General features: G+C 60.9%; 11 protein-coding genes. 5 read left to right on the top strand and 6 right to left on the bottom strand.

Annotated features, from left to right (window positions below):
* Positions 1-4: 4 nt before the first annotated feature.
* A complete protein-coding gene (gene ascF / locus HMPREF3143_RS22840; RefSeq protein WP_063436623.1) occupies positions 5-1,456 on the bottom strand; it encodes a PTS cellobiose/arbutin/salicin transporter subunit IIBC in 1,452 nt (483 codons plus the stop codon).
* A 213-nt stretch (positions 1,457-1,669) separates the two neighbouring features.
* On the opposite strand from ascF, the gene HMPREF3143_RS22835 reads away from it, so the two are divergent.
* The 4 genes from HMPREF3143_RS22835 (at position 1,670) to HMPREF3143_RS22820 (ending at position 6,609) form a co-directional block, all read left to right on the top strand.
* Positions 1,670-2,683 carry a LacI family DNA-binding transcriptional regulator gene (locus HMPREF3143_RS22835; RefSeq protein WP_023325960.1) on the top strand — a complete coding sequence of 338 codons (1,014 nt, stop codon included), beginning with the start codon at positions 1,670-1,672 and terminating at the stop codon, positions 2,681-2,683.
* Positions 2,684-2,817: 134 nt separating this feature from the next.
* Positions 2,818-3,363, top strand: a complete 546-nt coding sequence (gene hydN, locus HMPREF3143_RS22830) for an electron transport protein HydN (protein WP_008499565.1) — start codon at positions 2,818-2,820, stop codon at positions 3,361-3,363.
* 5 nt (positions 3,364-3,368) lie between these two features.
* Positions 3,369-5,585: a carbamoyltransferase HypF gene (gene hypF, locus HMPREF3143_RS22825; protein WP_070534336.1), complete on the top strand. Its 2,217-nt coding sequence runs from the start codon at positions 3,369-3,371 to the stop codon at positions 5,583-5,585.
* 1 nt (position 5,586) lies between these two features.
* Positions 5,587-6,609, top strand: a complete 1,023-nt coding sequence (locus tag HMPREF3143_RS22820; RefSeq protein WP_070534335.1) for a HoxN/HupN/NixA family nickel/cobalt transporter — start codon at positions 5,587-5,589, stop codon at positions 6,607-6,609.
* 81 nt (positions 6,610-6,690) lie between these two features.
* Here the strand turns inward: HMPREF3143_RS22820 and norW are convergent, their stop codons facing one another.
* Together norW and norV are read right to left on the bottom strand one after the other, a co-directional pair.
* Positions 6,691-7,824 (bottom strand): NADH:flavorubredoxin reductase NorW, encoded by a 1,134-nt coding sequence (norW, locus tag HMPREF3143_RS22815; RefSeq protein ID WP_070534334.1) that lies wholly within the window; start codon positions 7,822-7,824, stop codon positions 6,691-6,693.
* Positions 7,821-9,263 carry an anaerobic nitric oxide reductase flavorubredoxin gene (gene norV, locus HMPREF3143_RS22810; RefSeq protein ID WP_070534333.1) on the bottom strand — a complete coding sequence of 481 codons (1,443 nt, stop codon included), beginning with the start codon at positions 9,261-9,263 and terminating at the stop codon, positions 7,821-7,823. Before norV ends, norW begins: the two co-directional genes overlap by 4 nt.
* A gap of 186 nt (positions 9,264-9,449) precedes the next feature.
* Here norV and norR point away from each other — a divergent pair, with 186 nt between their 5' ends.
* The gene (gene norR / locus HMPREF3143_RS22805; RefSeq protein ID WP_070534332.1) at positions 9,450-10,961 is read left to right on the top strand and encodes a nitric oxide reductase transcriptional regulator NorR; all 1,512 of its coding nucleotides are present in this window, start codon (positions 9,450-9,452) and stop codon (positions 10,959-10,961) included.
* On the opposite strand, the gene gutQ is transcribed toward norR, so the two are convergent.
* From gutQ to gutM, 3 genes are all read right to left on the bottom strand, one after another.
* Positions 10,958-11,923 carry an arabinose-5-phosphate isomerase GutQ gene (gene gutQ, locus HMPREF3143_RS22800; RefSeq protein WP_021241948.1) on the bottom strand — a complete coding sequence of 322 codons (966 nt, stop codon included), beginning with the start codon at positions 11,921-11,923 and terminating at the stop codon, positions 10,958-10,960. The genes norR and gutQ overlap by 4 nt on opposite strands.
* Positions 11,916-12,689 (bottom strand): glucitol operon DNA-binding transcriptional repressor SrlR, encoded by a 774-nt coding sequence (locus HMPREF3143_RS22795; RefSeq protein WP_039025238.1) that lies wholly within the window; start codon positions 12,687-12,689, stop codon positions 11,916-11,918. Before HMPREF3143_RS22795 ends, gutQ begins: the two co-directional genes overlap by 8 nt.
* A gap of 63 nt (positions 12,690-12,752) precedes the next feature.
* Entirely contained in the window at positions 12,753-13,112 is a 360-nt protein-coding gene (gutM, locus tag HMPREF3143_RS22790) for a transcriptional regulator GutM (RefSeq protein WP_032653148.1), read from the bottom strand.
* Positions 13,113-13,159 lie beyond the last annotated feature (47 nt).

Here is a 13,159-nt window from a genome sequence, read left to right as displayed (position 1 = left end):
CAATTTATGCTTTTGCTGCGTTGTTCTGTACCGGTGCGGTCTGCAGGGCGCGCGCTTTTTCAGCCTCGTCTTCGACCGGAATATCCTCAAAGCCCAGTATCAGGGTCAGAATAAACGACAGCACCACTGCCAGACCCATCACGCCAAACACCCAGACGATGGTCATCGGGTTGGCCGGGTCGAAGAACTGCACGCTGGTGAACAGCCCCGGTGCCGCCATCGAATGGCTGGCAAGACCGGCTATGCCCGCCACCGCGCCGCAGATAAAGCCGCTGATCAGGCTGGCAATCAGCGGGCGTTTCAGACGGATCGCGACGCCGTACAGGGCCGGTTCAGAGATCCCCGCCATGATGGCGGAGGCCGCCGCCGCCAGCGCCGTCTGGCGCAGCTCCGGGTTTTTCGTTTTCCACGCCACCGCCAGCGACGAACCGCCGAGCGACAGGTTGGCGCCAATTTCCGACGGCATGACCATCCCTTCCTTGCCCGTTTCGGCAATGGTCTGAATGATGGTCGGCGTAAAGACGCGGTGCATCCCGGTCATCACCAGCAGCGGCCACAATGCGCCCATGATCGCCACGGAGAGCCAGCCCAGGTAGCCGTGAATGGTGTAGACCAGCGCGGAGATGGCGCTACCGATCCAGATCCCCAGCGGGCCAATCAGCACGATGGCGAGCGGGGCGGCAATCAGCACGATCAGCATCGGCTTGAGGAAGTTTTTCGTCACCGCCGGGGTGATGCGATCCACCCAGCGTTCGATGTACGACAGGCACCAGGTCATCACCAGCGCGGGGATGACGGTGTAGGTGTATTTCACCGCCGTCACCGGGATAAAGGCGAACTCAACGTGCTCGCCCTGCGCGGCTTTCGCCATCAGCTCGATAAAGCTCGGGTGCACCAGCACGCCCGCAATGGCTATCGCCAGCGACATGTTGGTTTTGAATTTCACCGCCGCCGAGGCCGCCACCATCAGCGGCAGGAAGAAGAACGCGCCGTCGCCGATGACGGTCAAAATGGTGAGCGTCGGTGCGCCTTTGGGCAGCACGCCGGTCATCTCGAGGATCATCGCCAGCAGCTTGACCATCGAGCCGCCGATGATCGCCGGGATCAGCGGGGACATGGTGCCGATCAGCGCGTCGAGGATCCCGGCGCCAATGCTGCGTAACGTCAGCTTTTGCGGGCCTTCCGGCACCGCGGGCTGCAGGTCAGCGGGCAGCAGGCTTACCACCTCGCGGTACGCCTGAGAGACGGTATTGCCAATAATCACCTGGCACTGGTTGTCGTTACGCACCACGCCGAGCACGCCGCTGATGCTTTTCAGGCGCGCGGCGTCGGTGAGGGTTTCGTCTTTCAGAACGAAACGCAGTCGCGTCATGCAGTGGGTGACGGCGACGATGTTCTCTTTGCCGCCCAGCGCGCTGATAACGTCGTTCGCCAGCGCAGCGTAATTTTTGGCCATCGGATGTGATCCTGTTATCGTTGTGTGAAATGTAGGAAACCGGTTCCACATAATCATCATGAGTTTTTATGAATGAAACAAGATTGCTTTTTGACCATTTTTTCGTTTCGTGATGAATGTCGCAATGAGGTGCCGAAAGCGTGATGTCGCCGCTGCGACAATTTTTCTGCAGTGCAGTACACTGCCCGCATGAGTTTCGGATGGAAAAAAAACATGACCACGATGCTGGAAGTGGCGAAGCGGGCAGGCGTTTCGAAAGCGACGGTGTCCCGGGTGCTGTCGGGTAATGGCTACGTCAGCCAGGAGACCAAAGACCGGGTGTTTCAGGCCATTGAAGAGAGCGGCTATCGCCCAAATTTGCTGGCGCGCAACCTGGCGACCAAACGCACCCAGACGCTGGGCCTGGTGGTGACGAACACCCTTTATCACGGCGTCTACTTTAGCGAACTGCTGTTTCACGCCGCGCGCATGACCGAAGAGAAAGGGCGACAGCTGATCCTCGCGGACGGCAAGCACAGCGCTGATGAGGAGCGCGAGGCGATCCAGTATCTGCTGGATATGCGCTGCGACGCGGTGATCATCTATCCGCGTTTTCTGAGCGTGGATGAGATGGATGCGATCGTCGAGAAGTGCGAGCAGCCCATTATGGTGCTCAACCGCCGCCTGCGGAAAAACAGCAGCCACAGCGTCTGGTCCGATCATAAAGCCTCCAGCCAGGACGCGGTGTCACAGCTGATTGCGAAAGGGCATCGGGAGATCGCCTTTATCACCGGCTCGATGGATTCCCCCACCGGGGTCGAGCGTCTCTCCGGCTACAAGGACGCGCTGGCGCAGCACGGTATTCCGCTGCGCGAGGGGCTGATCGCGCAGGGGAAGTGGAACCCCGCCAGCGGCGCGGCGGCGGTGTCCGACCTGCTTGCGCGCGGCGAACGCTTTACGGCGCTGGTGGCGAGCAATGACGATATGGCCATCGGTGCCCTGAAGCAGCTGCACGACAGCGGCGTGGCCACGCCCGACGCGGTGTCGGTGATCGGTTTCGACGATGTGGCCATCGCACCCTACATCGTGCCGTCGCTCTCCAGCGTACGCATTCCGGTAACGGAGATGATTCAGGAGACCATCAGCCGCCTGATCTTCATGCTCGACGGCGGCGAGTTTAAATATCAGCAAACCTTCTCCGGCGAGCTTGTCCTGCGCGACTCGGTTATTGACGGCCCACACCGCTGATGTCGACAGCTGTCATCGTCATAAGTGACGATGACAGCGCCGCTGCGATTTTTAAAGTTCTATAAAATCAATGTGTTATTTATTGGCACGGTTTATGAATATCTCCGCGCATAACTGTAATGCTGGAGAAGCAGATGAACCGTTTTATTATGGCCGATGCCAGTAAGTGTATTGGTTGCCGTACCTGTGAAGTGGCGTGCGTGGTTTCCCATCAGGCGGAGCAGGACTGTGCGTCGCTCACCCCTGACACCTTCCTGCCGCGCATCCACGTCATCAAAGGCGTGAATATCTCCACCGCCGCCATCTGTCGCCAGTGCGAAGACGCTCCGTGCGCGAACGTCTGCCCGAACGGGGCGATTAAACGCGAGAAAGGCTTTGTGCACGTGATGCAGGAGCGCTGCATTGGCTGCAAAACCTGCGTGGTTGCCTGCCCGTATGGCGCGATGGAGGTGGTGGTCCGTCCGGTGGTGCGCAACAGCGGCATGGGGCTGAGCGTGCGGGCGGAGAAAGCCGAAGCCAACAAGTGCGACCTGTGCTACCACCGTGAGGCCGGCCCGGCCTGTATGGAAGCCTGCCCGACGCACGCGCTGGTCTGCGTGGATCGCGACAAGCTTGAGCAGATGAGCGCCGAAAAGCGCCGTCGCGCGGCGTTCGACACCTCGTCATCACTGCTGTTCTGAACCGTATGAGCAGCAACGGCGTTCAGCTGCGGGTGCGCGGCAAGGTGCAGGGCGTGGGGTTTCGTCCCTTCGTCTGGCAGCTGGCGCAGGCGCTTCAGCTGACCGGTGACGTCTGCAATGACGGAGAGGGCGTGCTGGTGCGCCTCGCGGGTAATGGGGGGGCCTTTACCGCGAGGCTGCATCAGGACTGCCCGCCGCTGGCACGCATTGATCGCGTGGAAACGCAGCCGTTTACCTGGGCGCACGTGCCGGAGGACTTTACCATCCGCCACAGCGGGGCCGGGACGATGGACACCCAGATTGTCCCCGATGCCGCGACCTGCCCGGCGTGTCTGGCTGAGATGGGCGACCCACGCGAACGCCGCTATCGCTATCCGTTTATCAACTGCACCCACTGCGGGCCGCGGTTTACCATTATCCGCGCCATGCCCTACGACCGCCCGGCCACGGCAATGGCGCTGTTCCCGCTCTGCGGGCCGTGTGAAGCAGAGTACCGTAATCCTGCCGACCGCCGTTTTCACGCCCAGCCGGTCGCCTGCCCGGACTGCGGACCCGCGCTGGCGTGGCGTGCGGGCGACATGACCGCTGAGCGCGAGGCTGCGCTGCGCGCGGCGGTGGCGATGCTGAAAAGCGGTGGTATTGTCGCGGTTAAAGGGCTGGGCGGCTTTCACCTTGTCTGCGATGCGCGTAACCCGCAGGCGGTCGCGACGCTTCGGTCACGCAAGCAGCGCCCGTCGAAGCCGCTGGCGGTAATGATCCCGCATGCGGATGACCTGCCGGAGACGGTTCAGGCACTGCTGCGCTCACCCGCCGCACCCATTGTGCTCACGCCAAAAGCCTGGCTGCCCGCCTTCCCGGAAGGTATCGCGCCCGGTCTGGATACCGTGGGCATCATGCTTCCTGCGAACCCGCTGCAGCATCTTCTGATGATGGACTGTCAGCGCCCGCTGGTGATGACCTCCGGCAACCTCAGCGGCAGACCGCCTGCCGTCACCAACCGCCAGGCACTGGATGAGCTCAGCGACATCGCGGACGGCTTCCTGCTGCATAACCGCGATATCCTGCAGCGGATGGACGATTCGGTGATGGATCGGGACGGTGCGATGCTGCGCCGCGCGCGCGGCTTTGTGCCCGATGCCGTCACGCTGCCTGCCGGGTTCGACAATATCCCCGCCATGTTATGCACCGGGGCGGAGATGAAAAACACCTTCTGCCTGGTGCGTGGGAACCAGGCGGTGCTGAGCCAGCATTTTGGCGATCTCGGTGACGAGGGTGTGGAAGCGCAGTGGCGTTCCGCGCTGTCGGTGATGCAGGACATTTACGCCTTTCAGCCGACGCGCGTGGTGTGCGATGCCCATCCGGGATACCGCGCTCGCCAGTGGGCGCAGGCGCAGGCGTTGCCCCTTGAAGAGGTACACCACCATCACGCTCACGCGGCGGCGTGCCTGGCCGAAAACGGCTGGCCGCGCGAGGGCGGAGACGTTATCGCCCTGACGCTGGACGGGATCGGCATGGGGGAAAACGGCGCGCTGTGGGGCGGAGAGTGTCTGCGGGTCAGCTATCTCGAATACGCGCATCTGGGTGGCCTGCCTGCCGTTGCGCTGCCGGGCGGCGATCTGGCGGCGCGGCAGCCGTGGCGCAATCTGCTCGCCCACTGCCTGGCGTTTGTGCCTGACTGGCAGCAGTACCCGGAAACCCACGCGGTACAGCGCCAGAACTGGCCGCTGCTGGCGACGGCGATCCAGCGTGGCCTCAACGCGCCGCGGGCCTCGTCCTGCGGTCGCCTGTTTGATGCAGTCGCCTGCGCGCTGGGTATCGAAACGCAATCCTGGGAAGGTGAAGCCGCCTGCCGGCTGGAAGCCCTGGCATCGCAGTGCGCGGGTGTCGACCATCCGGTGACGCTGATAGTGGATAACCTCGCGCTTTTCTGGCAGCAGTGGCTGAGCTGGCAGGCGGAGCCCTGCGCGCGCGCCTGGGCGTTTCACGACGCGCTGGCAAAAGGGCTGGCGCAGCTCGCCGCGTTTCACGCCCGGCGCCTGTCGCTGTCGACAATCTGCCTCAGCGGCGGGGTATTGCACAACCGTCTGCTGCGCGCGCGTCTGCGTCATTATCTTTCTGACTTTACGCTTCTTTTTCCTTCGCGCCTGCCCGCAGGTGACGGAGCGATCTCCTTCGGGCAGGCGGTGGTCGCCGCTGCCCGGTCATGTTTACAAAGGAATTAAAATGTTACGACTGTTACGCAATGAACCTCGCGCCGCGCTCCTGCTGCTGGCTCTGGTAATGGCAAACCTGCTGGCCTGGGGATGGGCATGGCACACCTTTAGCGGCAGCACGGCGCTGATGGCGGCAAGCCTGCTGGCGTGGTGCTACGGGCTGCGTCATGCGGTGGACGCTGACCACATTGCCGCCATTGATACCGTGACGCGTAAGATGATGCAGCAGGGCAAACGCCCGTCCGGCGTGGGGGCGTGGTTCTCGCTGGGCCACTCCACCATCGTGGTGCTGGCCTCCATTGCCATCGCCGCTACCGCCACGGCGTTTCAAAAGAACATGGCGTGGTTCCACGAAACCGGCAGCCTGATTGGTACCGCCGTTTCCGCGACCTTCCTGTTGGCGATGGCGATGGTGAATATGGTGATCCTGCGCGGCGTCTGGCGCAGTTTTCAGGCGCTAAAACGCGGCAGGCCGGTGCAGGACGACATCACGCTACCGGCTCAGGGCGGGGTAATGAACTGGCTGTTCGGCAAGACCTTCCGCCTCGTCAATAAAAGCTGGCAGATGTACCTGGTCGGTTTCCTGTTTGGTCTCGGCTTTGACACGGCCACCGAGATCGGCGTGCTGGGGATCTCTGCCGCCAGCGCGTCCAGCGGAATGTCGGTGTGGTCAATCATGATCTTCCCGGCACTCTTCGCCAGCGGCATGGCGCTGGTGGATACCCTCGACAACCTGCTGATGGTGGGTGCCTACGGCTGGGCGTTTAACAAACCGCAGCGCAAGCTTTACTACAACATGACCATCACCGGCACCTCCGTGGTGGTGGCGCTGTTTATCGGCGGGCTGGAAGCGCTGGGTCTGCTGATGGATAAATTTGCCCTCAGCGGCGGCCTCTGGGATCTGATTGGCGCGGTAAACGACAATCTGGGCAACGCCGGGTTTGTCGTCGTGGGTCTGTTTGTCGCCTGCTGGCTGATCTCCATGGCGAATTACCGCTGGCGCGGCTACGACGCGCTGGTGGTACGTTCCTGAACGACCCAGTCCGGTGGCGCTACGCTTTTACGGGTCTGCATGTAGGCCGGGTAAGCGCAGCGCCACCCGGCAACAGGAGGGTTAAGCAGGGAGCGATTTCAGCAGGGCGAAGGCCTCCTTCATCCTGTCCTCACTGACGACAAAGGCGCGCATCTGACCGTCGGTATCGGTGCCGCGCGCCACCATGCCCTGCGGCGAAAGGGCAATCTGCCAGTCCAGATCCTGACGCTGCGTTTCGCCTGCGAGATGCAGCGGCAATTCCGGCGTTTTGACCTTTACCAGCATGGCGGGTAATTTCACCGGCGTACTGCCGCCGAGCAGGTTTTTCGCCAGGCACATGGCGCTTAACTGAATCGGCTGCAGGAACGGCAGCACCTGGCCGTTAATTTCCGCGCAGTCGCCCAGGGCATACATGTCCGGCTGCGTGGTTTGCAGGTAGCTGTTAACCTTCACGCCGCGGTTGATTTCGGCGCCTGCGCGGTGCGCCAGCGCCGTTTCCGGGCGCAACCCCGTCGCCGCAATCACCACATCCACCTCCACGCTGCGGCTGCGGTCGAGCGTCACACGTATGCCGCTGCCGGTTTTGCTCAGGCTCTGCAGCTGCGATTTCAGCAGCAGATGCACGCCCATGTCGGTCAGACGATGCTGTAAGCGACTGCTCACTTCCGCGGGCATCAGCGCTGACAGAATGCTCGCCGCGTGGTCGACCAGGGTCACGGATTTACCCGCACGGCAGAAGTCCATCGCCAGCTCGGTACCGATCAGCCCGCCGCCGACAATCATCACCCGCGTGGCGTCGCGAAGCTCCGTTTCGCTGGCCTGATACGCCTGCTGGCTGTTGAGCGTGACCATCAGCTCGCGGCCCTCAACCGGCGGCACAAACGCAGAGGCACCCGTGGCCAGCACCAGCTTGTCGTACTGCCAGGTTTTATCTTTCGCTTTCACCAGACGGGCGTTGGCGTCGATATCGGTGACCCAGGTGTACGGAAACAGACGCAGGTTAAACTGTTCTGCGAACGCCCCCGCCGTCTGGCGGGTGAGATCGTCTGCGCGCTGGTTCTGGCTAATGACGTGGCTTAAATCAGGCTTGTTGTACTCGTCCATGCTGTCGGCGGCGATCAGCGTCAGCGGCACGTTAGCGTCCTGCTTGCGGATATTTTTCACCAGCTGGCGGGCGGCAAAGCCCGAGCCGATAATGACGATGCCGTGGCTCATTTTGCCTCCGTTGCCAGTTCATCAAAGACGTCTTTCCCGAGGGAACATTCCGGGCAGAGGAAGGTGTCCGGCACCTCGCTCCACGGCGTGCCCGGGGCGACATCCTGCAGCGGCTCGCCCCGTTCCGGGTCGTAAATCCACTGGCACACGCTGCACTGCATGCAAGGACCGAGGTCGGCAGCGGCGGCTTCAGCTATGGCTTCCGGCGCAACCGCCGCGGCGGGGGCGGTTTCCGGCAGCGGTGCGAGCGCCCACTGACGGGCAATGTCGCGGCCGTGCTGGCGGCAGATTTCCAGGGCGTCGATATCCGGCCGCCATTTCGCTTTCAGGCTCATCGACATCTCAAACCCTGCATCCTGTAAACGGGTGGAAAGGCGGTCGACCGCACCGCCGCTCCAGCCGTGGGAGCCAAAGGCGCTGGCGCGCTTGTTGCGAAAACGCAGGCCGGTCATCTCTTCGACCAGGCCGGCAATCTTCGGCATCATCACGTTGTTCATGGTGGAGGTGCCTACCAGCACGCCCTTGGAGCGGAAGACGTTGGTGAGGATCTCGTTTTTATCGCTGCGCGCCACGTTGAAGATTTTCACCGCCACGTTCGGGTCCACTTCGTTGATGCCCTGGGCAATGGCGTCCGCCATCATGCGGGTGTTGTTGGACATGGTGTCGTAGAAGATCGTGATGCGATCTTCCTGATAATCCGCCGCCCACTTCAGGTACAGCTCCACGATCTGGGTAGGGTTTTCACGCCACACCACGCCGTGGGAGGTGGCAATCATCTCCACCGGCAGGTTAAAGCCGAGGATCTCGGTGATTTTAGGCGTCACCAGACGGCTGAACGGGGTGAGGATGTTGGCGTAGTACCGCTGGCACTGTTCGAACAGCTCGGTCTGATCCACCTCGTCGTTGAACAGACGTTCGTCGCAGTAGTGCTGGCCGAAGGCGTCGTTGCTGAACAGCACCGCGTCGCCGGTCATATAGGTCATCATGCTGTCCGGCCAGTGCAGCATCGGCGTTTCCACGAAGATCAGCTGCTTGCCGTTGCCGATATCCAGCGCGTCGCCCGTTTTCACGGTGTGGAAGTTCCACTCCGGATGGTGGTGGTGGCCGTTGATTGAGTCGATGGCGTTGGTGGTGCAGTAGATCGGGGTGTCCGGAATATACGACATCAGCTCGGTCAGGGCCCCGGCGTGATCCTCCTCCGCGTGGTTGATGATGATGTAGTCGATGGCGTTCAGATCGATTTCGCCGCGCAGGTTCTGCACGAACTCGCGGCTGAACTTGTGATCGACGGTATCGATCAGCACATTTTTACCTTCACGAATGAGATAGCTGTTGTAGCTGCTGCCGCGCAGCGTTTTATATTCCGTCCCGTGGAAATCGCGCACTTCCCAGTCACGTTGACCCACCCAATGAATGTTATTTTTAACCAGAATAGACATAGCAAACCTCAGCGTAATATCGCGTTTTCAAATAGGATGGTTTGCTTATATCAAGCCGCGTGCCAACTTTTATCTATTGATTTTTATAGGTTAATAATTTTATGATCCGAAATGGGTAGTCATTATGACTATTAAAAACAGTGTCACTATGACAACATGTATTGTCAAAATGACAGCGAGGCAGAGATGAGCTTTTCCGTAGACGTGCTGGCGAAAATCGCCATTGAACTGCAAACCGGTATTGGTCATCAGGACCGCTTCCAGCGGCTGATCTCCACGCTGCGCCACGTGCTGGCGTGCGACGCCTCGGCGCTGCTGCGCTACGAAGGACGGCAGTTTATTCCACTGGCCATCGATGGCCTGGCGAAGGACGTGCTCGGGCGGCGCTTTACTCTTGAAGGCCATCCGCGTCTGGAGACCATTGCCCGCGCGGGTGACGTGGTGCGCTTCCCGGCGGACAGCGATCTGCCCGACCCATATGACGGGCTGATTCCAGGCCAGGAGAGCCTGAAGGTGCACGCCTGTATTGGCTTGCCGCTGTTTGCAGGGCAGAATCTGATTGGGGCGCTGACCCTCGACGGCCTGTCGCCGGACCAGTTCGATACCTTCAGCGATGAGGAGCTTCGCCTGATTGCCGCCCTGGCCGCCGGGGCGCTGAACAATGCGCTGCTGATTGAACAGCTGGAGAGTCAGAATATTTCTCCCGGCAGCCCGGCGGCGTTTGAGCAGGTGACGCACACGGAGATGATTGGCCTCTCGCCGGGCATGGCGCAGCTCAAAAAAGAGATTGAGATTGTTGCCGCGTCCGATTTGAACGTGCTGATCTTCGGGGAGACCGGCACCGGCAAGGAGCTGGTGGCGAAGTCGATTCACGAAGCGTCGCCGCGCGCGGTCAATCCGCTGGTGTACCTCAACTGCGCCGCGCTGCCGGAAAGCGTGGCGGAAAGCGAATTGTTTGGCCACGTCAAAGGGGCGTTTACCGGCGCCATCAGCAACCGCAGCGGCAAGTTCGAAATGGCCGATAACGGCACGCTGTTTCTGGATGAAATAGGCGAGCTTTCCCTGTCGCTCCAGGCCAAACTTCTGCGCGTATTGCAGTACGGCGATATCCAGCGCGTGGGGGATGACCGCAGCTTAAGAGTGGATGTGCGCGTGCTGGCGGCGACCAACCGCGACCTGCGTGAGGCGGTGCTGGCCGGGCAGTTTCGCGCCGACCTGTTCCACCGCCTGAGCGTGTTTCCGCTTACCGTGCCGCCGCTGCGCGAGCGCGGGGACGACGTGGTGCTGCTGGCGGGCTATTTCTGCGAACAGTGCCGTCTCAGGATGGGGCTTTCCCGCGTGGTGTTAAGCCCGGGGGCGAGGGCGCATCTGCTGAGCTACGGCTGGCCGGGCAACGTGCGCGAGCTGGAACACGCGATTCACCGCGCGGTGGTGCTGGCGCGAGCGACGCGTTCGGGTGATGAAGTGGTTATACATGCCCGGCATTTTGCGCAGCATGATGAAATTGCGTCTATTGCGCAGGCTGTACCAGAGAGAGCGCATGAAAATCTGCGTGACGCCACGGAGGCGTTTCAGCGTCAAATGATTACCCGCGCGCTGGAGCAGAACAACCGCAACTGGGCGGCGTGCGCCCGGGCGCTGGAGATGGACGTCGCCAACCTGCACCGGCTGGCGAAGCGTCTCGGGCTGAAGGGTTAGATAATCCCGGCCTGATAGAAATCCTGCAGGTTGATGGCACCGCACAGCCTGCCGGTGTCATCCACCACCGGTGCGGCGGTGATTTTGCGCTTCATCAGCACCTCTTTGGCTTCAATGGCGCGGCTCTCGGCGTTCAGCGTCAGCCCGCCCTGGGTCATGGCGTCCGACACGTCTGTTTCCAGCTTACCGCCGCCCACCAGCCAGCGGCGCAGGTCGCCGTCGGTGAACACGCCTTTGACGTATCCGTCGTCATCGCACACCGCCACCAGCCCCAGACCGGTACGGCTCAGCTCCAGCATCGCGTCCATGACGCTGGTATTGAGTTTGACCTGTGGAATCGCATCTTCTGTGCGCATCAGGTGGTGAACCTTGTTGAGCAGGCGCGCTCCGAGCGCACCCGCCGGATGCGAACGGGCGAAATCTTCTTCGTTAAACCCGCGCGCCTGCATTACCGCCATCGCCAGCGCGTCGCCCATCATCAGGGTATTTACGGTGCTGGAGGTGGGGGCGAGGTGCATCGGACAGGCTTCACGCTCAACGGAAATATCCAGCGTTGCTTTGGCGGCCAGCGCCAGGGGCGAGCGGGATTTCCCGGTCATCGCCAGCAGGGCGACCGATTTTTCCTGCAGGCGCGGAATAATGAGATCCAGCTCTTTCGCCGAACCGGAGTAGGAGATAAACAGCATCACGTCGCGGCTTTCAATCATTCCCAGATCGCCGTGCAGCGCTTCGGCAGGGTGCACGAAGAAGGCCGGGGTGCCGGTGCTGGCCAGCGTCGCGGCAATCTTTTTGCCGATATGGCCGGATTTACCGATGCCCGCCACGATCACTTTGCCTTCGCAGTGGATAATGGTGTTGGCCGCGCGGACAAAATCCTCGCCCAGACGTTCCGGCAGGCGGCTGGCTTCCTGCAGCTCCAGCATCAGCGTCTGGCGGCCCGTTTCTAACAGAAAATCACTCATCTCTCTCTCCGGTTACGATCACGTCGATGCCTTTCTCTTCCAGCGCTTTTTTGAACGCCGGGTCGATACCCGCGTCGGTAATCAGCTTATCAACGCTTTCAAGGCTACAGACAATGTTGGGGCTTTTGCGGCCAAACTTCGACGAGTCCGCCATCAAAATCACTTCCCGCGCGGCGTTGCACATGGCTTTACTGACGCTGAACACCTCGTTAAACGTCGTGACGCCCGCGTTCAGGTCGATGCCGTCGGTACCCATAAACAGTTTATCGAAGCTGAAGTGGTCGAAGGCGTTCTCCGCCAGCTGCCCGTGGAACGACGCGGATTTTTTACGGAAGGTGCCGCCGGGCATCAGGATGGTCTGCTCGCAGTCGTTCTCCGACAGGGCGTTGACGATATGCAGGCTGTTGGTCATCACCGTGATGTTGTTAAAGCGGCTGAGCAGGGGGATCATCTGCAGGACGGTACTGCCGGCATCCAGAATGATCGAGTCGCCATCGTGGATAAATTTTACGGCGGCTTCGGCAATCAGCGCTTTCTGGTGGGTATTGATCAGCGTTTTGTGGTCGATAGGCGGGTCCGCTTCGTCTTTATTGAGCACCACGCCGCCGTAGGTTCGAATGACGGCGCCAGAGTTTTCGAGCAATACGAGGTCCTTGCGTATCGTCGTGCCGGTGGTGTCAAAGTAGTGGGCCAGATCCTCCACCGAGCATTTTCCCTGTTTTTGCAGATACTCAAGAATGGCCGCCTGCCGCTGACGAGGTTTCATAGGCGCTTCGTTCCTTAGGTTGCGAAATGATAATTTCGCAAGTCTATATCTTTCACAACGAAATTATCCATGTTTCAGATTAAGCGCTAATGATAGTGCATTCTGACAAAGTGGATCATGGGGAAAGATCACATCGGGCTGCAATTCCTGCAGCGAAATGCCGTTGATTGCCTGGATTTTCACCGGACGGGCAAAGACGGTCATGCCGCGCATGATGAGGGAATCACAGACCTTGTTGTTTTCATCCAGCGCAACAGCGACGACGACCCGCGGCTTGAAGCGTCCACCGGAACGCCCGACGCCCACGCGGCCTTTCTGGCACAGGGCGTCAAACGCGCGGTTAAACCGATGGATTTGCCAGCCGCCAAACGCCATCTGGCAGATCCAGGCGAGGGCGGCGACGGTAATGAGTGCGGTGACCATATCGGCTCCTTAATTGCCGGGTGGCGGCTGCGCCTTACCCGGCCTAC

Origin of the sequence: Enterobacter sp. HMSC16D10 (assembly GCF_001807145.1) — a bacterium.
Taxonomy (GTDB): Bacteria; Pseudomonadota; Gammaproteobacteria; order Enterobacterales; family Enterobacteriaceae; genus Enterobacter; species Enterobacter roggenkampii.
This window is presented reverse-complemented; position numbering and strand designations above follow the sequence as displayed.

What these genes read in the sequence shown, in the direction of transcription:
- ascF (WP_063436623.1), bottom strand. Translation starts at nt 1,456, where the DNA reads ATGGCCAAAAATTACGCTGCGCTGGCGAACGACGTTATCAGCGCGCTG.
- HMPREF3143_RS22835 (WP_023325960.1), top strand. Translation starts at nt 1,670, where the DNA reads ATGACCACGATGCTGGAAGTGGCGAAGCGGGCAGGCGTTTCGAAAGCG.
- hydN (WP_008499565.1), top strand. Translation starts at nt 2,818, where the DNA reads ATGAACCGTTTTATTATGGCCGATGCCAGTAAGTGTATTGGTTGCCGT.
- hypF (WP_070534336.1), top strand. Translation starts at nt 3,369, where the DNA reads ATGAGCAGCAACGGCGTTCAGCTGCGGGTGCGCGGCAAGGTGCAGGGC.
- HMPREF3143_RS22820 (WP_070534335.1), top strand. Translation starts at nt 5,587, where the DNA reads ATGTTACGACTGTTACGCAATGAACCTCGCGCCGCGCTCCTGCTGCTG.
- norW (WP_070534334.1), bottom strand. Translation starts at nt 7,824, where the DNA reads ATGAGCCACGGCATCGTCATTATCGGCTCGGGCTTTGCCGCCCGCCAG.
- norV (WP_070534333.1), bottom strand. Translation starts at nt 9,263, where the DNA reads ATGTCTATTCTGGTTAAAAATAACATTCATTGGGTGGGTCAACGTGAC.
- norR (WP_070534332.1), top strand. Translation starts at nt 9,450, where the DNA reads ATGAGCTTTTCCGTAGACGTGCTGGCGAAAATCGCCATTGAACTGCAA.
- gutQ (WP_021241948.1), bottom strand. Translation starts at nt 11,923, where the DNA reads ATGAGTGATTTTCTGTTAGAAACGGGCCGCCAGACGCTGATGCTGGAG.
- HMPREF3143_RS22795 (WP_039025238.1), bottom strand. Translation starts at nt 12,689, where the DNA reads ATGAAACCTCGTCAGCGGCAGGCGGCCATTCTTGAGTATCTGCAAAAA.
- gutM (WP_032653148.1), bottom strand. Translation starts at nt 13,112, where the DNA reads ATGGTCACCGCACTCATTACCGTCGCCGCCCTCGCCTGGATCTGCCAG.